Raw genomic sequence first — 25,705 nt, forward strand, 5'->3', positions numbered from 1 at the left:
TTTTAATTTCGGGTTTTTTGTTAAATCACTGTTTTGCTGTAAAACGTCACCATATAAATCCTTGATACGCTCATTCTGAATATAGCGCTCATACCCTTGGTCTTATATGTTAAAAACAAGTCTTTATAAGTATTAAGAAGTAGTAATATAAAGATGTATAGAGAAGAGGAACCGTCATAGATCTTGGTCATAAGGGACCGTATTGGAGCAAGGTTCTCTTCTCTGTTTATATACTGAATAGTTCCGAACAACTGATTGAGTTTTTAGGCTCGTATATAAGGGTGGAAAATGCAGTATTATATTATTCTTACGGAGGAATTATGAATTCATCAAATATCATTGCTGGCATTGATGTTAGCAAAAATAAGCTAGATATCCACATTCATCCACTTGGACATTATAAAGTATTTGAAAATGACGTTCAAGCTATTGATCAAATACTCGACTTTTTACGTTTGCATAATGTAACCAAAGTTGGACTTGAAGCAACTGGTGGGTACGAAAAATTATGTGCTTATACTTTACTAAGCCATGGTTTCGAAGTATATGTTATTCAACCTAGATGGGTTAGAGATTATGCAAAAAGCCTTGGTATCGCTACTAAAACTGATAAAATAGACTGCAGCATCATCTCACGTTATATCAATAATACAGATATGCGTGTTACTCCTTTAAAGGTTAGTAATATTGACAGTTTGAAGCAAAAGTTATCTCGCAGAAATCAATTAGTGGAAATGGCAAAAATACAAAAAACTCAAGCTCATCAAGTAACTGATATATCCATAATCAAACAAATGGAAGAACTACTTGCCATTTTGCAAAGTCAAATTCAAGTTTTAGAAGACGAGATGATAACATTGATTGAGCAAAGTCAAGAGCTTAAAGAAAAATACATATCAATAACTAGTATGCCAGGAGCAGGTAGAATCTTAGCTATTACTATGATCTGTTATCTACCAGAATTAGGAACTCTCCGACATAAAGAAATATCTAGCCTTTCTGGAGTTGCACCTTTTAATCGAGATAGTGGTTTTAGTAAAGGAAAAAGATGTATTCAAGGTGGTAGATCACAGATTAGAACAGTTTTACATATGTGTGTTCTTAGTGCACAAAAGTACAATTCTTATATAAGAATCTTCTTTGATAGGCTATACGATCAATACAAAAAACCATATAAAGTTGCTTCTACTGCTGCCATGAGAAAATTACTTATCCTTGCTAACTCTTTAATCAGAGATGGCAGGGTTTTTACTGAGGAATATAGCCCTAAAGCTGCTTAGATTGAAAATTAGTGTAGTTGTGGATAAGTGCGCTTACACAGACTGAAAGCACTTATCCACATCCACACTTCTTAAAAGAATTCAAATCAAATACTACAACTTAAATTACGTAAAATGTGTTAAAAGCATCTTTGGCTTTATAGTCCACTAAGTAAAAATTTATTTTTAGTATTTTTCTATTGACTTTTAACACAACTGCTCCAATCACCTTATCAACTAAATATTTATAGTCACCCTCAATATTTTTGTTTCCAATAAACTCTATTAGCTGAGCATTTTTCCCTTCATCTTGACTGCTTTTAACATAAGTTAGGAACTTTTCACTATCAATTATAACCTTACCTACATTATTTTTATCTACCCTTCCTTTACTAAACTTTTCCACATCATCCTTTGAAAATAAACATTTAATACTTCTCTTCTTTCTATTGCTTTGCTTTGCACAGCCATTAAGATTTAACTTATTCAAAGATTGTGTTGCTTCACCAGTAGGCAGCATATGAACTGAACTATGAACTACTTCAACAGGAATAAATCCTTCCTTGGTTGTCCTACTTGTTAAAATAAGTTTATTCGGATTATTAGATCCTTTATCGAAAACAACACCGATAAATTTTACCTCATCACCATCTGTAAGTGTTTTATAGGTAACACCTTCTTTGTACTCTTCATTTATTTGATCATTTGCTTCCCTCAATAAAGCTTGAGCCCCTTTACCCTGCCTTGATGCCTTAAGTTCTAACCCTATTGGAGTGTACTCCTCAGCATTTCCACCTTGAGCCACAAACTTAATACCATGAACTAGCATGTCAATACGTTCCCCTCTACCAGTTTGAAACTCAGTTAAAACTAATGCTCTAGTTTCTGGTGATTCCTGTAATTTTAAGTCACTATAATAACTAAACACTCCATTCAATATTCCCTGGAAATGAGCTTCTTTATTAACGAGACTCTTAAAAGGAAAGATTCCTTCTCCAATTTTTTCTAATAATCTACTATATCCTCTTATTGATAAGGATTGGATATCTAGTGCTTTATCAAATGTTTCTTTTAACTCATTAGGATAAGTAACTTCTTTAAAAGTACCTTGAAATCTATTATCTCCGTTGTTGTACTCTTGTAAAGAATTGTATTTTTCAGCCCAAATAGTAAGATATCTTTTAAAATCTGACTTGTATCTAGTATCAAAATTAAGACTTAATTCGATTATTTCCCTATTCCCTATTTCTCTATTTAATCTATCAAGAGGAAGAACTTCATTCAGCCCGTTCAAAACATCTTTTCTGTTAGCTTCAACAATATTCATCACATAAACCAACTTCTCTGTATTTTCTGGGATGAGCACCATTGTTACAACTGCATGGCTTGCATCAAGGTTAGCTGACAGTCTTTCTCTGGCTCTTTGAGCTGCCGGACGTCCAAGCCTACGAAGATTAGGATGCACTTCAGTAGGTATATTGTCTCCATAGATAAAAATATACTTTTTTAAACTTGTTCCTGAATCTTCACTTAATAATAATGATTGCCCTAGTAAAAACCTACTAAAATAATGATTATCTCCCTTCTCTGATGTACCAGGAAACGTATGATAAATACGTTCCATATTATCTTTTATCTGTTCTTTTAATTCTCTTTTACCAATCTCTTGCGTATCCCAATCATCAGAGGATTTTAACATATCTTGAAAAAGAGGAATTATTTCTTCTCCACGATTTGATACTTTAATATCAGAGATAGGAGACGGATTATCAAGGTTGACACCAACATATAAAATGTTATCTGCAGTAGTTAAAACTCGCTGAACATTTGGTTGGAAACCTTGTGCATACCTTTCTGCTTGCTGCAAAGCCTTATCTGGAGTAGCATTAGAACCTGCTCCCGCTTTTAATTCAATAATAATGGGAATAGAATCCAATGCACGATCAGGACCACGAGCCAGCAAGATAATATCTGCATAACCCCTTCCTGCAAATTGCTCTGGGTAAACTCTAAGATTATACCTATAGTGGAAATTCATGAAAACGCCTACCATAAATCCATGATGTGCTGCTTCACGTGCACTATTATCATAGACTACTGATCCTACATACTCAGAATGAACGTTATTAATTTTTTCAAGAACTTTTTTTAAAGACCTGCTAACTGTTTGCGCATCAGAATCAGATAGCTTCGCTATATCACCTTCCGGATTATTCCATATTCCTTTTTCTATTTCATAAAATTCCTTGCTAGTAGCAGAATCAAGTATCTCTTTAGCTTCCATATTAACAAAAATATCACCCTTTCCTTTATAGATCTGTACTAATCTAGATTTTATTCTATCTTGAATTTCATTCTTAATATTTAGGATCTCATTCTCAACATCCCGATCTCTAATCTTACTCCTATCTATATTCTTTCTTAATATGTTCTCCAACTCATTAACAGTAAACTGATGGCCACGCTTACCTTCTGAAATGGAAAATAAATCTATATTATTAATAGCATCTTCAGCATTTCCAATTTGACCATTTTTAACAATAGCTACTTTTAAAGTTTTTGAAGTATCAAAACTAAAATAAATCTTTTTAATATTTAACTTTTCTGCAATTTTTATATCTGGCAAAGTAGAAAAGCTCCCTAGGAAGAAGTGTGTAAAAAATCCTGCTTTTTCTACAGAGTGTAAATAAGATGGAATCTGATCCACAAATGACTGAAATCTCGGTTCAAAAGATTTAAAATCCTCATCTTGCTGGCTTATACCAACTTCTTTACTTGCTTCCTCTATCAATAACTGTATTAACTCAAAGTCTTGTGGTCTTACTTTACCCATGACTCTTTTTAAGCCTTTTGCAAGCTCTTTATCATTATCAATAATATTCCTTTCAAGACCAAAATTATAATGGTTTCGTTTACCTGGTGCACCAACATGAAATAACTGTATTTGAGTATTTCCATTACCATATTGAGTTTCAACCTCACCAGAAACACTAATCGTTGCGCTAAGCATTCCACTCATTGCTCTTATTTCAGGTTCACCTCCCCAAGTATCAGGGTTCCTCATGTTTTCCAAGTAACGCTCAAAATCACCTTCAACAAAATCTCTGAACTCATTTCTATAAGAACTTATGTGATCAACTACTCGATTACGAAATACGTTTCTTACTAAATTTGCAAATGTATCATCATAATTCGCAGCACCTAAATTCCGAACCAAACCTCTAATATGATCTAAATTTTGGGTTACAGTTCCATCATTTCCAAATAGTACTTCATACCTTTGTCGAAATAAAGCATCGTCGTTTCTGACGGGTATTAAGTAAGCCATAGTAACAGACCAAAATAAGCAACTACCGTCTCCTGGAACATCGATTCTCTTAACCTGACTTCCACTTTCGGAATCAACATCAGATCTACGATAACGCTTAAGTTGATAAAATTCTTTAGCTTGCTCTATATATTGTATTTGATCCGATAATTCGGTAATCTTTGAATTAACGCCTTCTTTTTTTAGGTGATCTGTTAGATATTGTGTCTTAAACATAAAGCCCCCTTCATTACATTATACCAAATCCACTATTTATTATCAGAGATATCAACAATATAAGCTATTTTTACCTGCATACTAACTTGGATATATAACATTTATATTATAATGCAACGCCTTTTTGACAGAAGCTAAAGTAGTAACAAGAAACCATCACCTGTTTTATAGAATTGCCTTATAATACCTTAATTGCCCAACCCTAATTGCTCACATGCTTTGCTTAATTTAACCTCAGTCAAGCTAGTAAACCCTTCAGCTGTAGACTTACCGTATGATAAAAATTTATTTAATGAATCAATATCTCTTTGCTCTAACACAGATCGTATATACTCCGCTTGCCTAGAATCCATAAATTCTTTAATTTGATCAGAATTAGCCTTATCTAATATTGCCCATACCGGTTCCATGTAATTTTGATTTACCCAAGGTACTAATAAACTTGTAACAAGAAAGCAAGATCTATTACAAACTTCTTCCTTCAGCACATAAGTACGATGGCTATCAAATCCCTCCTTTCTCCACATATGCATGAAAAGCTTTGCACCTTCACCAGCATAATATGAGCTGTTTTCTGTTTTTATATAGTGTAGCCAGACAAGATATTTATCTTCTGAAACATTACTTGGTTTCAAATAGTCAAACAATGCTTGAAATTGATCAAAGCGAAGTGCACCCTGTAGCGTGTTTAGACTACCATAATAACCATTTTCAGCTAAGTCTCTTTTTAGAAGTTCTGGATATTTATCAGGACTTATTTGACTAAAATAAAACTCGAATATTTCAGGATAACTATTACAACGGTTCCCTGCTACATATACTGCTGTCTTCATCAAGATTTCATCCTTTTTCTGTTCGCTCATCTCACTTTCAGGTAATGATTTTATTTTATTCCAGAAGAATTCCACTGCCTGCTCTTGCTTAAGACTCACAGCACATTTAAGCCCGTACTCATATGGATGACAGCCATCTAAATTTAGTTTAGAGATGTAACCACTAACAAAATGTGACCAAAAAACTATTAAAAGGTTGCCTCCTAGAGTCTTAACTAAGTGACCATACTCCAACAGACTGCTCTTACCTTGAGCTGATAGTTTATTTTTTCTCTCTTCAAATAGAGCAATAATATCTTCTTCCAGGCAATAACGACAGGCAATCTCATATCTTTTATCAGTACTAAAAGGACTATTTGAATTTTGCACAATCAATTTTTTACCTACCATTTGCCTATCAAGCTTAACTCCGTGTAAATTGTCTACTTTTTTCCAACAATCCTCGCTAGACAATACCTGTGCAAGAAAATTACGTCCTTTCTTGCCACTTTTTTGGTGCAGACGCCAATTTGCATAGCACCAGCGTTCAATTTGAAAAAGCTTAGATGCTCTATGGGGATCATCCTCTTTAATAGACGAAAACAAAACTTTTGGAATATCTGAACGCAACATAGCCACTACCTTAATTAATTAGATTATCAATTACATTTTAAGTATAGTATTCTATCTTTAAAACTTGTCAATCATTATTGTAGAAAATTTTCTAACCCAAAGTAGTTTTAGGCAAAAGTCTCTTAAGAAGGTCGGTACGGGATTTTTCTTTACCTTCAAATTCTGTTTTCATTATGAGTTTGCCTTAAATTCCTCCTTAAGAAAATTAGTATTAATCTAACAACGTATTTTACTAATAGCTTAAATAATATAGCCATTTTCAGTGCTCAAAACCAGGGACGGTGAGAACAATTTTTCTTGGAATCAGTTGGTCTACCGCGCAAGATCATTGACATCTTCTTATTTGCTTTTCCCTATTCCACTAATATTCTGTTGTTGAAGCGATATATCATCCAAGGGAGTAAAAGGAACTCTTCTAACTTTTTCATATAGTATACTAAATACCTCACGCCGATTATCTTTGATAAGATTGTTTAAATATTCTGTTTTATTTCCTGCCTTATCAAAACAAAGATCATGTAACTTCTCAAAAATGTGACAAACATTAATCCCTACTCCATATAATATCTTATTTGATAAATTTTTCGGCGTAAAAAGTTTTTCCTCGGTGAGGAAGTGATTTAAATAATTTTCTTTAAAACATGATGTGTGAAAATTTCTTAAAATAGAAGAGGCATTATTTCCTGCCATGGATAATACATTTGATAGATAATCCGGCCTAAAACCTTCCTTATAAAAATCATCTAAAAGCTGTGTTACGTTTCCCGTCTCATCAAAACAAACATCATGAAAATTTTTTAAAGCAGAACAAATATTAGCTTTTGCTCCGTGTAATATCCCAGATAAATTACTTGCTGTAAAACCCCCTTCTTTATTTAAAAAATGGTATAAATACTTTTTTGTCTCTCCTATAAAACAAAAATTATGAAATTTTTTTAAACTATCAGCTGATCCACTCAGTATACTACATAAATCACATGGCCTAAAACCTCCCTTATATAAATCATCTAAAAGCTTTGTTTTTTCCCTTTTCTCATTAAAACAAACACTATGCAACTTTTTTAAATTAGAAGAAGTATGAACCCCTGATCCACATAACATACAGGATAAGTTGCTTGGCTTAAAACCTTCCCTATAGAAATCATCTAAAAGTTCTGTTCTTTCCCCTTTTTCATTAAAACACAGATCATGCAATTTTTTAAAAGCACCCTTAGCATTAACTCCTGCTCTACTTAACATACCAGATAAGTTATGTAACGTAAAACCTTCTTTCCCATCTTTGTTCTTAATAAAGTGCTCTAAATATTGAGTTTTATTTCCTTCTGCATCAAACCAAAGGTCATATAATTCTTTAAAAGCTTTTGCAGCATTAGCTCCCGCTCCACCTAAAATACTCGATATATTAGATAGATTTATTCCTTCTTTTTCTAGAGTTTTTAAATATCGTGTCTTTTTTCCGTTCTGATCAAACCAAAGATCATATAATTCTTTAAAAGCTTTTGCAGCATTAGCTCCTGCTTTACCTAAAATACTTGATACATTAGATAGATTTACTCCTTCTTTTTCTAGAGTTTTTAAATATTGAGTTTTATTTCCTTCTGCATCAAACCAAAGGTCATATAATTCTTTAAAAGCTTTTGTAGCATTAGCTCCTACTCCACTTAAGATACTAGACATACGAACTAGATCTACTCCACTTTCTTCTAGTTTTATTAAGTATCGTGTCCTTTTTCCGTTCTGATCAAACCAAAGGTCATATAATTCTTTAAAAGCTTTTGCAGCATTAGCTCCTGCTTTACCTAAAATACTTGATACATTAGATAGATTTACTCCTTCTTTTTCTAGAGTTTTTAAATATTGAGTTTTATTTCCTTCTGCATCAAACCAAAGGTCATATAATTCTTTAAAAGCTTTTGTAGCATTAGCTCCTACTCCACTTAAGATACTAGACATACGAACTAGATCTACTCCACTTTCTTCTAGTTTTATTAAGTATCGTGTTTTTTTTCCTTCTGTATCAAACCAAAGATCGTATAATTCTTTAAAAGCTTTTACAGCATTAGCTCCTGCTCCATGCAAAATACTAGACATACGAACTAGATCTACTCCACTTTCTTCTAGTTTTATTAAGTATCGTGTTTTTTTTCCTTCTGTATCAAACCAAAGATCGTATAATTCTTTAAAAGCTTTTACAGCATTAGCTCCTGCCTTACTTAAAATACTGGAGACACTAGATAGATTTATTCGTTTTTCTTCTAGAGTTTTTAAGTATTGAGTTTTATTTCCTTCTACATCAAACCAAAGGTCATATAATTCTTTAAAAGCTTTTGCAGCATTAGCTCGTGCTCTATGTAAAATACTGGACATATTAGCTGGGTTTATTCCATTTCTTTTCAGAATTTCTAGTCTTTTTTCTCTAATTAAACAATCTAAGAACTGATCAAATTCAGGTATTCCATCTCTACCAATCACACTTTTAGCAAATTTAGTTTCCTCATTGTGCAGCCTCTTCGATACTACGTCAACACAACGCCTCCGTTTTCCAGAGCTAGAACCAGCTTCAGGACTTTCCTTGGCTGAACTCCTTGAACCACTACTTTGTTCTGATGGGGTAGTTCTAGCATCTCGTAATCGTTTCGAACGCTCTTTGCCTAACATAAAAAACACTCCTTGCTTCCATTATCACTTTCTTAATTATTGATGGTATTCAAAAATAAGCAAGTTAAATTTTATGACTCAATGTATGAGTCCAGAGTATTAGATATAATATTCAAGAGATCGCAATAATAGCTACAAATTAGCAGTCAGTATAATCCGATAATTTTATTCTATTAACAGCCTATTAGCATCACATTAATAATCCATAAATTTGTTTTACGTTTTTTGAAATGCAAGCTTTAATTGAGTCACTAGGCTTATGTTTTTAAAGTTGAAACTAGCGCTGACAAGCAAGATTATGTTTATTTTATTATATCTTTGCTATAAATTTACCTTAATTCTTCTTCATTCTTAGATAAATCTGTTATTAATCTAGGAATAAATATTGCTAAAAACTTAAAAAACACAACCACTTCCAGCAACCAAAACCAAGGGCCGTGAGAAGAGTTTGTTTTGGGATGGATTGGTCTACCAAGTGTACCATACGAACTTTTTAATATAGTGATTTTATTACACGCTAAAATCATCTATATTGGCTTACTTTCACTAAATTTATATACGAACTAGTTTGCCTAACTTTGTTGTAACAACTTTGCGTTTTTATTTTTATAACCCTGCTTTTATTTCAGCTGCTCTCACAAAGGTAGGTACTTTTTTGTGGTTTTTGGAAAGAGTAAATAAACAAATTTCTTGTAACACTACAAAACCTAGTATTTTCTAAAAGTTTTTATGTTATTTTTAATAAATTGATAAATATTGTAATACTTGTTATAATAATGTCAGAATATTAACAAATATGCAATGAGAGTTAATTTTAGTCAATATGTTGAAGGTGAAAAACTTTCAGTTTCATCTTTTATGCTATCACTAATAAATCTAGGTCAAAATGAGAAGATTTCAACTAAAAAAATAAATGATAAAAAGCATATAGAAGAGAAAGAAAGGGAAGAAGTCGTCCAAGAAATAATGAGCAAGAAGCAACAAGAATTGGTAAATCAACTCATAGAATTTTTGCAAAGCAACAAGCATATTAAAGAGCTTAGTCTTCAAGATTCTTGGTACTGCACTCGGACTATAGAAACTTTAGCTCAATCTTCATCCCTACAGAATCTTAGAAAGCTTAATCTAAATTTGGAGGATATTGATGTTGAAGCTATAAAAACTTTAGCTAAATCTCCACATCTACAAAATCTTGAAAAGCTTATTATACATAGCAGAAGTATTGATTGTAAAATAGTTGAAGCTATAGCTGAACTTCGTGATCATAGAATTGAGTTTGATAAATTATTCAGCAATGAATATCAGATCTTTTATAGATTCTTATTATCAAAAGTATATTTTGATAACCAAATTGCAGGTGAAAAAGACGTAGAAAAGATGGTTATGGATTCAGCTTTATTTGATCCTAGAGAAAAAGTTATTGAATATATATTAGAAAATCCTGATAGATACCCTCTCTCAATCAACTCACAAGATCGAATACCAGGAAAACCTCTTTTACATTTTGCTGCTCGAATGGGAATGCTAGAGTTAGTAAAGATATTAATGAGAAACGGAGGAGATGTTAATACAACAAATGATGGAGAGACTCCTTTGCATTTAGCTGCTAAATATGTCTATACAAAGCCAATGCTAGATCTAATAAAAATAGGCTTAAGTATTAATTCAATAAATGCTTATAATTTAGCTGGAAAACGTAACGCTACAGAGGTGGTGCAAGCTCTAATAAAAGCAGGAGCAGATATTAATGCGGTAAATCGAACTGGGGAAACGCCTCTTACTACTGCTGATAATGCTAAAAACACAGATCTGAGTAGGCTAATAGTAAATCATATAACAAAGTTAGAAGCTATTGAGTTATATATAAGTGATCAAAACCTACAAAAAAAAATGAATTTATAAACTCTTCAGAGGAGAGAAAAAATTATTGCCAGCATTCTCAAAAATGTGAAAAAGAAGTTCAAAAGATTAAAGAAAGAAATGAGCCACTATATGACTTTTTAAGGGAAAGTGACGTTAATAAAATGGTTGACATATGGGAAAAAAATGAAAATGTACGTAATGAATTTGATAATGAAAAGGGTTTAAAAGGGAAATATCCAGAATATGCTGACATTTTAATTAACAAAGCTAATAAAGTAAAAAAAGAAATTTTTCTGCATAATCAGAAGCCACTGATTCACTGGCTACAAGCATATTATAAATGTAATTTTCGAGCAATAACATTTTCCGGTATATGCTCCTTCTTTGATAAGCGGAAACAGGATAAGATATTCAAAAAGTATCCAATGCGTTTAGGCAGTATTATGGGCAGGTTTAATTCTGATAGGTTAAAATACTTAATAGATTGTGAAGAGAGAAGCTGTCCTAAACTGTCAGTACAGACAGCTAAATACTGCATAAAAAATAAACTACTAGAAGGAAATCTTTGTAATCCAAATATTGAGCAACTTCCAGCAGTTAGTCAGGCTTGTTTTTCGGATGAACAAGTTTCTCCACCAACAAATGATGCTCCACGAAGTAAAGAAAAAAATAAACTGCCTACTGTATGTGCTTTCACATTAGCAATAGCTGGAATTGTTTCAGGAATAGCTATTGCATTTTACTCAGGAATGTTAGCGGTAGGAATAGCAGTTGGAGTTTGTTGTCTAATTGCTGCTGCAGTCATATACTGTTGTAATAGTCCTTCAAATTTACTTAAAGATAGCAATGTTGAAATTGTAGTGAATCAAATAACAGTGGAATGATTATAACTCAAGGTAAGGAGAAATATCAGGAAGGTTGGCTTTGTTACCTATGAAAGGCTACCTTCCTGAAAATGTTATTTTTTTGCAGTCAATTTATCCAATTTAGTGGGAGTGTTAAATTTACTAATCTTTCCATAAGTGAGATTAAAGAATTGCAGAAAGTTTAATAATTTATATATTCTTTTAAAGAAATTATCTTATTTTTTATTGGCAGACAGCTTGCTTAAACCCGTAAAACCTCTCCAGTTGTTCACCCCATAACATCGGTATTTCTCTTTTTAGTTTTTTCCATAACACAAGAAAAACTAACCTCTTTTTCAGCCAATACAAGGCTAGTTTTTCTTTCAATTCTCAATTTGTTTTCAACTTGAATTATCATTTCTTATTGAAACTACGTTTATGGAATCACTCAAATCATACTACACTACACCAACTTGATCAGAGCTCATAAGCACCTCTTCTTGACTAGCCATAATTCTTGTAACCTATTTTCCTGCTCTGTAAGGCACTCAAATTTCTCTAATTCTGTATTATTATATTCAATGCATCCAAGCTTTGCTGACATCAATTCAGCTTGCTCCATACACATAAGCTCTAATAATTCTTCATCTTGGTTTGCGTGAAGCATTTTCGCTCGCTCAAGACATTCCGAATTCAATTTCATTCTAATGGAGTCAATGTCTCTCAAAAAACTTATATTACTCATATAGTCCTCTATTTGAAAAAAGCAAGTTATACAATAAAGTGTAATAGTTTAGACTTAATCTGACAAGCGTGAATTATCTGACAGAAAAATCGACGAAGTCAAAAGAAAAAAGCACAAGCTCCTCCAAGACCAGCTCCACCTAGAGACCAATTACGTAATAATTTATTACGTTCTGGGAGTGTTAAATAAACTGTGTCAAATCGCATTTTTAGTTCAACTCGATTTTTAACCTACCAGGAAAAAAGATATCAAGTTGGATGATAAGATATTTGTTTCTAATTCTTTATAGTCTACCAAACCGGTAGTTGTGTTTGCTTGACTCATTGTCAAACCTCCATTTTTTTATCAATTTATTACTTTACTTCTCGGTTTGACACAGTTTATTTAACACTCCCGACAAGTTCTAATCATTAATGTTATACACGTTCTTTTCTTTTTCTATTCTCTCTTGTTCTTCAATACAATACATAGCAAGCGGATTAGCTTTAAGTCTTTCGACTCCTATTTCTTCTCCCGTTCCATCGCAGTAACCATAAATGCCTAATTTTATTTTTTCCAACGCCTCCTTAATTTTTTCTTTTCTATCTTTTCGGCGCTTAATTAATTCTCCATTTTCACTATCAGAATAAATACTACTATCTTCTAGATCTTGTTTCTCCAGTTCAGAGAGTATTGATTTTAACTTTAAGCTAAAGTATTCCAGTTGTTTTACGTTCATATATTCTTCATTTTCTGAAGGAACGTAATCTTCCGGTAACTTTATTTTTATTAATTTTTCCATAGCATTATCAATAAAATATATTAAAACTTATATAACTTATAAACAAAAAAAATTATACTACCCTCAAAGTAAACACTATAATTTATAATAAACATTTAAAATCCTGGTATGATTAGTTCGGTAAAAAAATTAGTAATAAATGATAATAATCTTACTTATATAGTATGTATTTTTATTATAATGTTAAGTTTATCTTCATATACACTTGAAAACAACAGTAAACAAGAAGTCATATTAACATTAACATGGATATGTGCTACATTTGTTTTGCAGATCTCTACAAATAATTTATTTACATCTGATTATCATGATGGAATATTAGAGCAAATCTTTGTACAGCCACTCTCTTCTAGGCTGATAGTTGCTTATAAAATCTTCGCTCACTGGTTGTTATTTGGGTTACCGATTTCAGTGATTTCTTTCATGTTCAGCTTTGCAATTCTAGGCAATAATATTGAACATTCAATAGCAGTTGGAGTGTCTTTATTATTTAATACGCTGATAATCATTAATATTTCAGCTACTGGAAATGCATTGATGATTGGTCGAAATAACTTAGCATCAGGAGTGTCGCAAATTCTTGTTTTGCCAATGATAATGCCAACTTTTGTATATTTCAAATTGCTAACTCAATTTGAAAATTTATCCTTGAATATTTATACACTACTAATCACCATCTTAGTTTTTGTCATTTTAATTGTTAACAGCACTATAACTACTCACATAGCATTAAAATTTGCTGTGGAGCAGGATTGAAAAAACTTACTAGTTATTTACTTGTATCTGCTTAGTTAAGGGTGTTAACTTAAGTAGAGATGGAGACATTAGACTTCTTGCATGAATTGAAGAGTTACAGAGTGTGAAACCATTATTGGATTTCAGACTGGCTGGTTATGCAAGAAATCTAATATCTATCGAAGAGTCAGAAACTTTTATAACTTACCTTTAATCAACCTAACCCATGCGTGCCAATCTCTCTCACCAAGATTGCTTTCGAAAGACAGAAGATCCTTTACGGCTTTTGAGCAAATTTCTTCACTTGGAATTGACAACTCCCTATTCATTGCTAGCGTCAGGCATTGAGTTTTACAAGCTTGTTCTAAGTGATACGTATAAAACATTGCTTCTTGTATAGTCTGACCACATGTTATAGATCCATGATTGCGCATTAACATCACAAAATTTTCTTTCAAATCAGCTATTAATCTTTTTCCTTCTGTATCATCAAGTGCCAGGGAATTATAATCATGGTAAGATACCTTATTATAAAAGTGCAGCGCCCACTGACTTATTGGGAATAATCCATCCTTGAGAGAAGAAACTGCTACAATAGAAGGTGTATGTAGATGAAAAATTGCTTGAATATCTTTCCTTGCTTGATAAATGAAGCCATGGATTACATAGCCAGTTTTATTATATTGATATTCTTTGCCTTCAATTATATTCCCATCAAACGATACTTTCATCAATGAACTTTCATCTACTTCATAAAAACGTATACCAAACGGATAAACATAAAATGACTTTTTATCTTCAGAACGTACAGAGAGATGAGTATACGTATGATCATCTAATTTAAGATAAGATAAAATTTGATAGGCGTTAACTAGGTCTCTTTTCAACTCACTATTTGTTAATAACATAGCTCTTGACTAAAATTTTCTAAAGATTTATACGTAAAAAAAAGTTTATTACAAACTAAAAGGTGAACCTACGTTAAAATACTAAGCACTTTTACTTGCCTTAGGTGATTAGAGTTTACATTTCTAGATTACATAGTATTTTAACTATAAAAGCGACTTTTTATGTAATATTTCATATGTTTTAAAGCCTTGTTTTTATGTTATTATAATTGTAGGTTTTAATATTAAAAATAATATGATAAACGTTGACATAAAAAAACAGCTAACAAAATTTTTCATATATATCACTGGTCTTCCAGGAAGTGGTAAACTTTCTACAGCAATAGTATTATCTAGTATGATAAATGCAGTAATTGTAAGTGGACTTGAATATAATCAAACTTCCAAAGAAGCTCGAGATAGAATATATAACACTACACATGTTATGTTTCAGGCAATAGAAGCCTATCCTATTGACTCAAAAAATTATATATTTGTTGATGAATTAATTAAAAATAATGATTACAACATAAGAATATATAACTCAGTAGTAGAACTTAGTAAAAAAATGAGCACAAAAATCCTCCCTATAGTACTTAGGTGCAATCCATTGATATTACAAGAGCGTACTATATCAAAAAAGCAAAGAAAAAATAGGAAGGTTACTAATATAAATAGTATTAAATTTAGGGAGGAAGATTTATTTGTACCACAAAATGCTATAGAGGTAGAAAATTCAAATATGAGTATAAAAGAAGTAGCAGAAGAAATAGTAAGTCAGATGTACAAACTTGGCCAAATTAATAGTGTTTACGCAATAGGCAACGATTTCATATACTGAGGCTCATTTAAATATAGAGCCTCAACTCCATTTAATTTTTGTTTATTTTTTAGTCTATAACGGACTAATAGCCCTGCATGGCTAGCATCCAACTTTGGTAAACTGCAATCCATATATGTAATGCAGTGCGTTTCAGGCTGGAGTTCACTTACTACAGCAGGATTTGATAGCGGTAACAAATTGAAATCAAATAACTGCGTATAAAACTTTTGATCATCTTCGATTATAGCTTTAATATTTTTTTTGCTATTTGTACAAAGTAGCGATATTGCATATGCTTGAGCTTCCAGGGCACTAACCCCATATAACGGCTTATTTGTAGCAAGATTTATACCTTGTGCAGTTGATATACCAACTCTGATTCCAGTAAAACTTCCTGGTCCAACTATCACTGCTAAATGGTCTATTTTATCGTAGCTGTAATTATGCTTATCAAACAAAGTATTCAGTATTTGAAAAAATGATTCTGCATGGCTATTGTTTGCAGAATTGCGTTCTACAAAACAATTACCATCGTAATCAATTACTGCTATTGAACTACCAGCACCTACAGTATTAATTGCTAGAATGGACATCACTTAAGCTTATCATAGAGCTTTGTAAACATCATAGTGAACGCACCGTTACCCATAACATTTGCTGAAGTTATTATTGGGTCAAATACTATATACAATGCTGTAATTAATGAAAGCATCTCTGGAGAGAATTTAAGATACTTCTCAAGAACAGGCAACATTACCATAATTCCTCCCGCTGGAACTGCAACAATAGCAAATTTAAATAACAGAAAGTAGAGAAGGAAAGTCACATAGTCTGTTGCAGACAATGCACCACCAAAAGTCATTATCATTGATAGTATTATAATAAAAAAGCAATCACCTACTAAATGAAAGCTAGCAGTTATTGGCACAACAGACGATGCTATATCATGCTGCTTTACATTTTTTTTGCTTCCTTCAAGAGTAAGCGGCATAGCTGCATTACTAGACATTGTGCTCATTGCAGTAATAAATGCTGGTATCATATTACCTATACTAGCTATCCAGCTTGTGATCTTGAACGAATTTGCTGCTCCATATAAGAGAAAAACATAAAGGTAAGTTGCAGATGATATAATAATAAAAATTATTGAGTAATCCTTAAATATTATGGGTAAAACCTGATCATGTTCCATTTTTAAAGCAAGACCAAGTACAAACATTGGAATAATTGGCGTCAAAAATGTCTTCAAAATAAAGAGAGTTAAATCTAACATTTTGTTCGAGAGCTCTTTGCTTTTTTTTGGTAATATTGTGGACACTAATATGCTTAACACAAATCCACAAGCAAGGGCATAAAAATTAGAAAGCAATGCAGGTATCCTAAATGACCATAAAGGAACAATTGTTTCTTCATATGTTATATCTTGTATTGAATAAGTGTTTTGTGTGATGAAATGCCCAACAGAATAAGCTATTAAACTTGAAGCTAGATTCGACAAGAAAATCGTTATAATAAGTAACAATATAAACTTTATAGCCGACTGCTTAAGATTGTTAACACTACTAAAGATTAATGCAAAAACAATAAAAGGCATTATAAATAGTAAGATCTCTTTTATACTAAGGCTTATTGAATACAAGAAGGTTTTCACTTCCATTGGAACTAGATGACCAAAAAATACAACCGAAGTGATAACAGCAAGTAAGGTTAGTAATTGTAACATATTCTAATATAGCGATATCCTATGGAAATACATATGATAAATTAGCTGCTAAGTAAAGTAAAACTGCCTAAAATATTTGCATTACCTTCTAGTACTTGAATGAGATTTCAAGTTACAACGTTTCCACAAAGTATATAATTAACATCCACACCTTTGGTCAAGTTCCATTCACGCTTTATTACATTATATTCCATACCAGCCATGTTTTGCAGTATTACGTTGTTTTCCCTTAGATGATTTGCAATTTCTGATGGCTTGAGAAATTTATTCCAATTATGTGTGCCTTTTGGCAGCCAGTTTAATATGTACTCTGCGCCGACTATTGCAAGACAGAAGGATTTAATAGTTCTATTTATCGTCGATATAAAAATTAGCCCTTCTGGCTTCAACAGCTCTATTGCTTTTTTCATGAAAAACTCTAAATTATCGACATGTTCAACCACTTCCATCAACAAAACCACGTCATACTTCTTGTCATTGCTTAGCTCTTCAATGCTAGTGTGTGTGTATTCTATATTTAACCCTACTTTCTTCGCATGCGACTGTGCCACTTTTATGTTTTCCTCACATACATCTATTCCTGCAACGCTAATACCAATACGCGCCATTGACTCTGACAAAATGCCACCACCACAACCAACATCGAGCAATGATAGTTCTTTTAAATCGCATTTTTTTAATTCTTTTATTTTCTCAACGATGTATGATACTCTCACAGGATTCATCATGTGCAATGGCTTGAATTTGCCATTCTCATTCCACCATTCACCTGCTATTTTAGCGAATTTTGATATTTCATCTTCGTTATAAGTTTTTGTGGTTTTTTTCTTGCTAATATTGCTAAGTTTATCAAGGCGTTCTTTATGTCTACTTTCTTTTGAAAATTCTGTTTCGAGGAATTGTTTGACTATGTCTTTTGCTAATCCACTCGCAGTAAACCCTGCACCAAGACAAAGTATATTCGCGTTGCCATGCTCGCGAGCTAATTTTGCGATCTCAACACTATTACATAAAGCAGCATAGATTCCTTCAAAACGATTTGCCACAGTACTCATGCCCAAACCTGTACCACAAATTAATATTCCATAATTTGCTTTTTTGTTTGTTATATCTTCTACAACTTCAGCAGCATAGTCAGGGTAGTCTACACTCTTTTGTTCAGCAGTGCAGCCACGGTCTATCACTGTATAATCTAAAGTTTCCAAGTAAGCCTTTATTTCTGATTTTAGTTCATAACCTGCGTGGTCTGAAGCAACTGATATCACATCTGACATATAAGAAATTGCAACTTAAGGGTATTTATATGGGTAATTTATTTTGAGCTTTTTGTCAAGCTCTCCTGATCTTTCTGAATAAATTTCGAGTCAGATATGCATAAATTCTATATAATTTTTATCCTACCACTACTAATTCGGTAAAATGGATCATATAGATATTATAAAGTCAAAATTATTGTTGTCCGACATAGTAGGAAAAAAAGTTAGGTTAATAAAAAGAGGAGATAGTTTTGTTGGACTCTGCCCATTTCATAACGAAAAAACTCCATCTTTTTCGGTCAGCAATATTAAGGGTTTATATTATTGTTTCGGTTGCTCAGCTCATGGTGATGTGTTTGAATTTATTTCACAAACTGAAGGCTTAAGTTTTAAGGAAGCGTTGGAAAAATTGGCATCTGTTGCAGGTGTTGAGTTACCCAAAAACCTCACCTTTGCTAAAGAAAATGACAAACTGTTTTCAGCACTGAATTTAGCTGCAAGTTGGTTCGCGCAGAAAAATCGAGGTGTTATGGCTTATTTAAGGCAGCGCAAGATCTCACTCAAAATCATAGATAAATTTAGAATAGGTTATGCACCAAGCTCTGGCTTGAAGGAATATTTGAACTCCTCTGGTATTAAAGACGAGATTTTGATCGATGTTGGGTTAATAAATAAGAATTCTCGTGATTATTTCTATGATCGGCTGATATTTCCTATACACAACATCACGGGCAAAGTTATTGGTTTTGGAGGACGTGCGCTGAACTCTGAGCAACAGCCGAAGTATTTAAACAGCCCAGAGAATCAGCTCTTTAAGAAAAGAGAAAATTTATATGGATTAAACTTTGCTTTGAGTGAAATACGCAAAAAACAGCATCTATTTGTTGTTGAAGGATATATGGATGTAATAGCACTACATCAAGCGGGAATTAGCAATACAGTTGCTCCGCTTGGTACCGCAATTTCTGCAGAGCAGATAAAAAATCTTTGGAAACTTGCTAAAGAATTTTCTATCTGTATGGATGGCGATAGTGCCGGACGTCATGCTGCTATTCGAATTGCAGAACTTGTTCTACCGATACTGGAGCCTGGATACACATTGAAGTTCGTGACTTTGCCAAACAATAAGGACCCATACGATATATGCAATGAGCTAGAATATAAGACAGAAGACGTACTCTCTGCTTTTAACCACTCAACAGAACTGCACTCTGAATATTTATGGCATCACATAATTGGTAGCAATTTGCAAAATTATGAAAAATTTGCTCCGGAAAAATATTCAATTCTTGAGCACAAGTTCATGAAATATGTCAATGCTATCGGTAACAGCAGTATTAGAAGGTATTATAGAGATTATTTTTACAATAAGGTCAGTGAATTAAGAAGAAACTTTAAAAAGCTGATTTTTAATATCAAAGCAACAAAAGGTGAGTATCTTTACAATAAATCTCCAGAGCTAATTGAAGCAGAGCAAAATCAGGCCATAATTTTGCGTATAGCCGTAGAATTTCCTGAAATCTTGAACCGTCCTATATTTTTTGAGCAATTTTCTCATTTCGAATTTACTAATGAGATGAAAAAATTACAACAGTGCGTAATTAATATGGTAACTAGTGAGAGCAACTTTAATAAAGAAATTCTGCTACAGGAGTCTAGTGTTATAAAGTTTATATTTGAAAAAACTAGCGTACTAAATAGTCAATTAAGTGAGAAGAGATCGGCAGAAACTGTCTGGAATAACATAGTATTACGGAAAGAATTAAATGTATTACAAGAAGAAAAAATTAAAGCAAGGCTGGGCGGTAATTTTGACTTAGAGGAAAGGCTAATAGAACAAATAAAGCAAATAGAGGATAGTATACAAGAAATGCAAATGGAATTTATTCAAAAGTAGATGGCTTAAGATGTTCAAAATTATTAGAAAAACACTGTATTAGTAGTTGCTTAAAATAGCTTATTCTAGTATATTTTCAATTTATTTAATTACGACAAGTGTTTGCATTTCTCCCTCTCATTATTTTTTTAACCTTATATCTTGGTAGTGGTACTTATTTTTCCTTTATAGGACTTGACAATCCTCTTCATCAAATTTCACCGTTAGTTTGCTTATTACCAGCATTATTTTTTGCTATTCTATTCAATAAAAACAAAATTCAGCATAGCGTTGATACTCTTATAAAAGGTATGGGGAATAAAACTACTCTTACCGTGTGTTTGATTTTTCTCCTTGCTGGGGCATTTTCTACTGTTACTCAATCGCTTGGTAGTATAAATGTTATTGCTAGCTTAACTATTTGCTTTCTTCCAGCACAATTATTACTTCCTGGAATGTTTTTAATTTCTGCGTTTATTGCAAGTGCAATAGGCACATCAATCGGAGTTATTGCACTTATAACACCAATAGCTGTGAATCTAGCACAAAATGGAGCTTTTGATTGTGCGGTGGGCGTTGGAGCTGTGATAGGTGGGTCTATGTTTGGCAGCAACCTTTCAATGATATCTGACACTACTATTGCTGCTACTTCTTCACAAGGAGCTTCAGTAAAGGATAAACTAAAACTAACCCTAAAGACAGGATCTGTTACAGGTCTTATAATACTTACTTATCTAGTAATGATTTCAAATAGCACAGAAGTTGTTTCTCTCTCAAGTCTGAATTATTTATCCATAGTCAAAATTATCCCTTATATATCTTTAATAATTATGGGTTTATTTGAAATAAACACACTGGTAACATTAGCTGTTAATATGGTTGTTGCTGGAATATTAGGAATAGCTTTTTTTGATTATTCTATTATTGATTATTCTCATGATATATGTAGGGGTTTTAATAAGATGAATGAGGTAATGATATTTATTCTTTTCAGTAGTGGATTAAGCCACTTAATGTACGAATACAGTCAGAAAAAGATAGATAAATTCACCGATGAGGTGAATCTCACAAGAAGTCAAGCTGAACTTATGATTGCGGGAATATCATCTCTGTTTACTATTTTAGTTTCCAGCAATGTTGTTGCTATTTTATTAACTAGTAATATTGCTAAAAGGCTTGCGCAAAGATATAACATTGCACCACACCGTAGTGCGTACTTATTAGAGATATTTACTTCTATCACAAAAAGTATCTTACCTTATGGTTCTCACGTATTACTAGCAAGCAGCATTGCCTCTCTGTCACCTATCATCGTACTAACAAAAGTATATTATTGTTTTGTTTTTGCAGCAGTTGCGATAGGTGAAATAGTTATTAACGGCAGACGTCGTACGGTTGTAGCTCCTCAATTACCATAAACAACTCTTTAAATTTTCACTCAATTTGTTGATAAATTGACAAATATTATAATATTTGCTAAAATACTTATATAGTACCAATTCTTTTAAAGACATAGTATTACTAATGTTATAAAAAATGTATCAAAATAGTGGAGAAACAAATGCCTGATTATTATGAAATATTAGGAGTAAAAAGAGATGCTACTCACGATGAGATAAAAAAAGCATATCGCAAATTAGCATTGAAGCTTCATCCAGATAAATTGCTTGAGGAAGCGAAAGAGCTAGATAGGCTAGAAGGAAAGAAGAAGGACGGAAAGCTACTATCACAGTCGGAAGAAGATCAACGGGCTCAACTTGAAGAGAAATTGACAAAGTTCAAGGAAATATCAGTAGCACACGAAGTGTTATCTAACCCAACAACAAGAAGCCAGTACGATAGAGGAAAGTATGAGGATGGGGATTGTAGTGATGAACTGGAGTTGTTGCGGGCAAAACTGATGGAACTGATAAGTAAACTTAAACAAGAAAATAAAAGAATGAAAATTTTTTATGAAATATGTAATATGTATTTGTTGAAAAGTCAAAAATTAATCAAAGAGGAATCAGAAAGGTTAATCAAGCGTTTTAAACAAATAGGCAAGATGGGCAAAGCTAAAGAGACTGAAAAATTAACCGAACTCGAATATGTAAACACTATTATGGAATTGTTGTGCAATATCTCGTCAAATGAGTATGAAAAGTGTTCTGATATAATAAAGAAAGTTACAATTGCTGCTGGTGACATTACATTTCTAGTGCAAATTGCTATTACGTACGATCGTGTGGAATTTTTCGAGGGGAACGTTCAAAAAAGTGTGTCAAACCGAAAAAAAAGTAATAAATTGATATAAAAAATGGAGGTTTGATATGGGTCAAGCAAATAGAACTACTGGTTTGGTAGATTATAAAGAATTAGAAACAAATATCCTGTCATCTATACGAGAAGGAAGACCATTGACAGGAAGAGATGGAGCATTAACACCGTTTATAAAAAGGTTGCTAGAGGCAAGTCTGGAAGGTGAAATAGAAAGCCACATGTCAGCTAAAAGTGAAGAAAATAACCGAAGAAATGGAAGGAATGCAAAAACTTTACGTACAAGTTCAGGCTCATTTGAACTATTAACACCAAGAGACAGAGAAGGAAGCTTTGAACCGCAAATAGTCAAAAAAAGGCAAACAAGCCTACATCCAGAACTTGAAGCAAAGGTCTTAAGCACATATGCCAGTGGCATGGGATACAGAGATATAGCTTCACATGTTGAGGAAATATATGACCACAAAATATCAGCAGCAGAGATATCCAGTATTACTGATAAACTGCTACCAGTAATCAATGAATGGCGCAGCCGCCCACTGCAATCAGTGTATCCAATAGTGTTTATGGATGGCATGTTCTTTAAGGTCAAGGAGGACGGACATTGTATAAGTAAATGCATGTATAATATATTGGGCATAAATCAAAATGGCAGAAAAGAAGTATTAGGTTTTTATTTGGCTGAAAGTGAAGGAGCTAACTTCTGGTTGGGAGTTCTAAATGACCTAAAAGAGCGAGGAGTAGAAGATATTCTAATTGCCTGCATTGATGGGCTAAAAAGCTTTCCTGCGGCTATAAATAGTGTGTTTCCTAAGGCAGAAGTACAGCTATGTATAGTGCATCAGATAAGGAATTCACTGAAATATGTATCTAGCAAAGATGTAAAAGTTTTCATGAATGATTTGAAAAAAATATATCGTGCTTCAAGTAAAGAGATCGCTGAGAATTATCTGCTTGAGCTGGAAGAAAAATGGGGAGAGAAGTATCCTTTAGTTATAAAATCCTGGCAGAACAATTGGGAAAACTTATCCAGTTATTTTAAGTATTCTGGGCAAGTTAGGAAGCTGATTTACACCACCAATCCAATTGAGGGGTTGCATAGACAAATCAGGAAATTTACTAAAACTAAGGGTTCATTTACTAGTACAAATGCCTTGTACAAACAGGTATATTGTGCTATAAAAAAGGTAGAGCAAAAGTGGATTATGGCTCTCCCTAATTGGGCTTTAACTATGTCTCAACTTGATATTTTCTTTCCAGATAGATTGAAAATTGAGTTGAACTAAAAATGCGGCTTGACACACTTTTTTGAACGTTCCCTTTTCGAGCTCTTTGAAGGAAGGATAGAAATATCACTAAATGAAATCTTAAGATATGCTTATGAATACCAATCTGAAAAGTTTTTGGATTATTTTTTTAATGAGTGCTTAGATAAATTAAATATCAACTATAAAGATGAAAAAGGAAATACATCTTTACATCATACATTAAAATGGTTGGATTTGGATAAATCAAAATACCAAGGTTTTGTCAAGTCACTTCTTAGTAAAGGTGCAAGGCTTGATGTTAAAAATAGCAAAGATGAAACTCCATTTGATCTCTTGGTCAATTATGCTACATACCCTTTTCTTAAGAGAAAAATAGAAAGATTAAATAATCTTTCGGTGGTGCTTAGTTGTTGTAAAACTGATGAGCTAAAGAAGCTAGAAGGTACACCTGCATTAAATAAACTAGTAGATATTATTGTTGAATGTAACCATAAAGAAGCTCTAAATCTTCTAGTCGAAAATAACATAAAAATTTCAAGTATTACTTTAGAAAATATCGTTACAAGCAATTGCAATAAAAAGATTTTTGATTGCTTTTTACATAAAAATAAAATTGACTATCAAGATGAAAGTGGGGATACAGCTCTACATCATGCTTTAAGAAACTTACACTCCGATAAGTCAATGCTTTGCAAAGTTGAATCACTTGTGAGTGCAGGTGCGAGATTTTATGTTAAAAATGACCAAGGTGAAACTCCGTTTGATCTCTTGGTTGAATATGTTGAGAAGGGGTTTTATGGTCAAGCGTCAAGGTTAAGTTATGCTTGGAAGTTGCTTAACAAATGTGAAAATAAAGATGTACTAAGAGAGCTAAAATATAAAGATGGTACTACTGCATTAGATAAACTAAATGAGCTTCGTATTAAGTGTCGTAATACTTCTATCATAGTTGCTTCTACGTTAGCAGTAGTAGGAGTTGCTTTAGAAGTAGCTATTGCAGTTTACTCAGGAATGTTAGCGTTAGGGATAGGAATTGGAGTTTGTTGTCTTGTTGTTGCTGCAATCATATACCATTGTAATAGTCCTGCAAATTTATTGAAAGATAGCAATGCTGAAGTTGCAATTAATCAAATGGCATTAGTAAAATTATAACTTAAGATCAGAAGAAATGGCAGATCAAGTTCAATAATGTTAATTCAGTAATATATTTAGTAAAATCTAAAACTAAGAAAATTCTATACTTGCAACTCTGTGAGATGCTGGTGATATCTATCTTACTTTCTTGATAGGAATATAGATGACAAGAGATAGGCAATGGAATTACAAAGAGTTTGCAAATATTAGTTATTATTTGTAGAATATAGAGAAATTAGTAGAGATTTTAATAGTATGCCATCCGTTACTTTTATTTTACCTGATGGAAGTAAGAAAAGTTATGAAGCTGCAGAGGGAGAAACTCTTCTTAATTTAGCCCATAGAAGTGATCCAGATCTGCTTGAAGGTGCATGTGAAGGTTCTCTTGCTTGCTCTACATGCCATGTGATTGTTGATCCAAAATTTTATGATGTTGTAGAAACACATAATCCTATATCTGATGAGGAAAATGACATGCTGGATCTAGCTTTCGGTTTAACAGAGACATCGAGGCTTGGATGCCAAATAAAAATCACAAAAGATATTGACGGTTTGTGCGTAACCGTGCCCAGAGGTACAAGAAATATATCATTAGATAAATAAGAGG

The 25,705-nt window shown here is 32.7% G+C and carries 19 protein-coding genes and 1 pseudogene; 11 read left to right on the forward strand and 9 right to left on the reverse strand.

All coding sequences use genetic code 11. From position 1 onward, the window contains the following. Positions 1–320 precede the first annotated feature (320 nt). Positions 321–1,280: an IS110 family RNA-guided transposase gene (locus OOT12_RS02385; RefSeq protein WP_264688607.1), complete on the forward strand. Its 960-nt coding sequence runs from the start codon at positions 321–323 to the stop codon at positions 1,278–1,280. Positions 1,281–1,380: 100 nt separating this feature from the next. On the opposite strand, the gene OOT12_RS02390 is transcribed toward OOT12_RS02385, so the two are convergent. The 3 genes from OOT12_RS02390 to OOT12_RS02400 form a co-directional block, all read right to left on the reverse strand. Beyond that, positions 1,381–4,803: an OTU domain-containing protein gene (locus OOT12_RS02390; RefSeq protein WP_264685360.1), complete on the reverse strand. Its 3,423-nt coding sequence runs from the start codon at positions 4,801–4,803 to the stop codon at positions 1,381–1,383. Between the two features lie 188 nt (positions 4,804–4,991). Next, positions 4,992–6,248, reverse strand: coding sequence for a hypothetical protein (locus OOT12_RS02395; protein ID WP_264376371.1), 1,257 nt, complete (start codon positions 6,246–6,248; stop codon positions 4,992–4,994). Between the two features lie 339 nt (positions 6,249–6,587). Continuing rightward, the gene (locus tag OOT12_RS02400; RefSeq protein WP_264685361.1) at positions 6,588–8,906 is read right to left on the reverse strand and encodes a hypothetical protein; all 2,319 of its coding nucleotides are present in this window, start codon (positions 8,904–8,906) and stop codon (positions 6,588–6,590) included. Between the two features lie 801 nt (positions 8,907–9,707). Between OOT12_RS02400 and OOT12_RS02405 the strand changes: the two genes are divergently transcribed. After that, positions 9,708–10,808: an ankyrin repeat domain-containing protein gene (locus tag OOT12_RS02405; RefSeq protein ID WP_264374767.1), complete on the forward strand. Its 1,101-nt coding sequence runs from the start codon at positions 9,708–9,710 to the stop codon at positions 10,806–10,808. 122 nt (positions 10,809–10,930) lie between these two features. After that, complete coding sequence (locus tag OOT12_RS02410) at positions 10,931–11,653, forward strand: TomO hydrophobic C-terminal domain-containing protein (RefSeq protein ID WP_264374766.1); 723 nt, start codon at positions 10,931–10,933, stop codon at positions 11,651–11,653. 445 nt (positions 11,654–12,098) lie between these two features. Here OOT12_RS02410 and OOT12_RS02415 read toward each other — a convergent pair whose 3' ends face one another. Together OOT12_RS02415 and OOT12_RS02420 are read right to left on the reverse strand one after the other, a co-directional pair. Continuing rightward, entirely contained in the window at positions 12,099–12,359 is a 261-nt protein-coding gene (locus OOT12_RS02415) for a hypothetical protein (RefSeq protein ID WP_264374764.1), read from the reverse strand. A 403-nt stretch (positions 12,360–12,762) separates the two neighbouring features. Further along, positions 12,763–13,140: a TraR/DksA family transcriptional regulator gene (locus tag OOT12_RS02420; RefSeq protein WP_254229723.1), complete on the reverse strand. Its 378-nt coding sequence runs from the start codon at positions 13,138–13,140 to the stop codon at positions 12,763–12,765. A 108-nt stretch (positions 13,141–13,248) separates the two neighbouring features. Here OOT12_RS02420 and OOT12_RS02425 point away from each other — a divergent pair, with 108 nt between their 5' ends. Continuing rightward, the gene (locus OOT12_RS02425; protein ID WP_264374763.1) at positions 13,249–13,896 is read left to right on the forward strand and encodes a heme exporter protein CcmB; all 648 of its coding nucleotides are present in this window, start codon (positions 13,249–13,251) and stop codon (positions 13,894–13,896) included. Positions 13,897–14,072: 176 nt separating this feature from the next. On the opposite strand, the gene OOT12_RS02430 is transcribed toward OOT12_RS02425, so the two are convergent. Continuing rightward, positions 14,073–14,783 carry a class II aldolase/adducin family protein gene (locus tag OOT12_RS02430; RefSeq protein ID WP_264374762.1) on the reverse strand — a complete coding sequence of 237 codons (711 nt, stop codon included), beginning with the start codon at positions 14,781–14,783 and terminating at the stop codon, positions 14,073–14,075. Between the two features lie 235 nt (positions 14,784–15,018). Here OOT12_RS02430 and OOT12_RS02435 point away from each other — a divergent pair, with 235 nt between their 5' ends. After that, positions 15,019–15,603, forward strand: coding sequence for an adenylate kinase family protein (locus OOT12_RS02435; RefSeq protein WP_250120390.1), 585 nt, complete (start codon positions 15,019–15,021; stop codon positions 15,601–15,603). On the opposite strand, the gene tsaB is transcribed toward OOT12_RS02435, so the two are convergent. The 3 genes from tsaB to ubiG all read right to left on the reverse strand — a co-directional run bounded on the left by tsaB (position 15,573) and on the right by ubiG (position 18,582). Beyond that, the gene (tsaB, locus tag OOT12_RS02440) at positions 15,573–16,178 is read right to left on the reverse strand and encodes a tRNA (adenosine(37)-N6)-threonylcarbamoyltransferase complex dimerization subunit type 1 TsaB (protein WP_007302675.1); all 606 of its coding nucleotides are present in this window, start codon (positions 16,176–16,178) and stop codon (positions 15,573–15,575) included. The two genes, OOT12_RS02435 and tsaB, sit on opposite strands and share 31 nt — an antisense overlap. Further along, complete coding sequence (locus OOT12_RS02445; protein WP_007302676.1) at positions 16,178–17,308, reverse strand: cation:dicarboxylate symporter family transporter; 1,131 nt, start codon at positions 17,306–17,308, stop codon at positions 16,178–16,180. The genes tsaB and OOT12_RS02445 overlap by 1 nt, the downstream gene beginning before the upstream one ends. A gap of 107 nt (positions 17,309–17,415) precedes the next feature. Further along, positions 17,416–18,582 (reverse strand): bifunctional 2-polyprenyl-6-hydroxyphenol methylase/3-demethylubiquinol 3-O-methyltransferase UbiG, encoded by a 1,167-nt coding sequence (gene ubiG / locus OOT12_RS02450; RefSeq protein WP_149168875.1) that lies wholly within the window; start codon positions 18,580–18,582, stop codon positions 17,416–17,418. A 145-nt stretch (positions 18,583–18,727) separates the two neighbouring features. Here ubiG and dnaG point away from each other — a divergent pair, with 145 nt between their 5' ends. The 6 genes and pseudogenes from dnaG to OOT12_RS02480 all read left to right on the forward strand — a co-directional run bounded on the left by dnaG (position 18,728) and on the right by OOT12_RS02480 (position 25,701). After that, entirely contained in the window at positions 18,728–20,461 is a 1,734-nt protein-coding gene (gene dnaG, locus OOT12_RS02455) for a DNA primase (protein ID WP_264374761.1), read from the forward strand. 98 nt (positions 20,462–20,559) lie between these two features. Next, positions 20,560–21,858 (forward strand): Na+/H+ antiporter NhaC family protein, encoded by a 1,299-nt coding sequence (locus tag OOT12_RS02460; RefSeq protein WP_264374760.1) that lies wholly within the window; start codon positions 20,560–20,562, stop codon positions 21,856–21,858. Positions 21,859–22,001: 143 nt separating this feature from the next. Further along, a pseudogene (locus OOT12_RS07335) lies at positions 22,002–22,103 on the forward strand (DnaJ domain-containing protein); the annotation flags it as partial. Positions 22,104–22,749: 646 nt separating this feature from the next. After that, on the forward strand, positions 22,750–23,982 hold the full coding sequence (locus tag OOT12_RS02470; protein WP_096097236.1) for an IS256 family transposase: 1,233 nt from the start codon (positions 22,750–22,752) through the stop codon (positions 23,980–23,982). Positions 23,983–23,991: 9 nt separating this feature from the next. Further along, on the forward strand, positions 23,992–25,116 hold the full coding sequence (locus tag OOT12_RS02475; protein ID WP_264685363.1) for a TomO hydrophobic C-terminal domain-containing protein: 1,125 nt from the start codon (positions 23,992–23,994) through the stop codon (positions 25,114–25,116). A gap of 237 nt (positions 25,117–25,353) precedes the next feature. Next, positions 25,354–25,701, forward strand: coding sequence for a ferredoxin family 2Fe-2S iron-sulfur cluster binding protein (locus tag OOT12_RS02480; protein WP_006013713.1), 348 nt, complete (start codon positions 25,354–25,356; stop codon positions 25,699–25,701). Positions 25,702–25,705: the final 4 nt, after the last annotated feature.

The sequence above is a fragment of the Wolbachia endosymbiont (group B) of Parapoynx stratiotata genome (assembly GCF_947250635.1).
Classification (GTDB): Bacteria; Pseudomonadota; Alphaproteobacteria; order Rickettsiales; family Anaplasmataceae; genus Wolbachia.